This window comes from Brasilonema octagenarum UFV-OR1 (assembly GCF_963888615.1).
In the GTDB taxonomy this organism is placed as follows: domain Bacteria; phylum Cyanobacteriota; class Cyanobacteriia; order Cyanobacteriales; family Nostocaceae; genus Brasilonema; species Brasilonema sennae.
In genome coordinates this window covers 1-1,069 of sequence record NZ_CAWPKW010000397.1, presented here as the reverse complement: position 1 = coordinate 1,069, position 1,069 = coordinate 1, and the positions used below count along the sequence as shown (strand labels likewise).

Below are 1,069 nucleotides of genomic sequence, written 5' to 3'. Positions count from 1 at the left end.
TTCTATAATTTCGGGTTTTGTATAAATATTTGATAAAAAGTAAGTGCTTAGACTGACACCAGCGTAAACACCAATCCGACCTGTATATGTTTGGGAGTCGTAGCCAGCTTCTTCAAGAGCCTCCCAAGCAGACTCCAGGAATAAACGGTGTTGCGGGTCAGTGATTTGGGCTTCTTTCGGAGAAAAGTCAAAGAATGAAGCGTCAAATAATTCAATATCTTCTAATACAGCCCCTGCTTTTACATACTGAGGTTGACTCAACCTATCAGGGTCAATTCCAGAAGATAAGAGTTCTTCATCACTGAAAAAAGAAATTGACTCTACACCATCTCGTAGATTCTGCCAAAACTGTTCAATATTTTTCGCTCCAGGAAAACGACCAGTCATGCCAACGATCGCTATTTCATCGGGGCAATCAAATGCATCTGAGTTATTCATAGAAACCTCCTGCTACTGATTTGTTTCCCGATGTTTTTGCCTGAGTTGTCTTTGTTGCTTCTTTGATTCTCTACGAGTTTCAACTAACTCATGGCTTGGTTGAAAAGAAGTTTTTTCTTCTAATTGTTGACTAAAATGTTTCGCCAACGTGCTAATAGTTGGATATTGAAACATTTCAACAATTGATATATCTCTGTTAAGAGTTTGATAAAGTTTGCTATGTACCTGAACCATCAGCAATGAATGACCGCCGAGATCAAAGAAATTGTGATGAATGCCAACTTTCTTAATCTGAAGCACCTCTTGCCAAATTATTGCAATAGTTTGCTCAAGTTCCGTCTCAGGAGCGACAAAGTTTTCTTCGAGATCAAGCTGTGGCTGCTCAGGTAGTACCCGGCGATCTATTTTGCCATTGGGCAATAGTGGCATTTCCTTCAGCAGAACAAAGGCTGATGGTACCATGTATTCAGGCAACTTATCTAACAAATAGCGCCGAAGTTCGCTCTGGAGAGGAGCGCTGTGCTGGTTGCCAACAAGATATGCCACAACCTGCATATCTTTAAGTTCATCCTTGCGAGCTAGAACTACAACTTCCCGCACCTGTGGATGTTGACTCAGTACCGCCTCAATC

2 protein-coding genes are annotated in these 1,069 nt (G+C 41.3%); both read right to left on the bottom strand.

What is annotated here, in order from left to right; all coding sequences use genetic code 11:
* On the bottom strand, positions 1-438 hold a 438-nt coding region (locus AC5590_RS34700), incomplete at its 3' end, for a beta-ketoacyl synthase N-terminal-like domain-containing protein (RefSeq protein ID WP_169269008.1).
* 12 nt (positions 439-450) lie between these two features.
* Positions 451-1,069 (bottom strand): phosphopantetheine-binding protein (locus AC5590_RS34695; protein WP_248277452.1); only part of this gene is annotated, 619 nt, incomplete at its 5' end.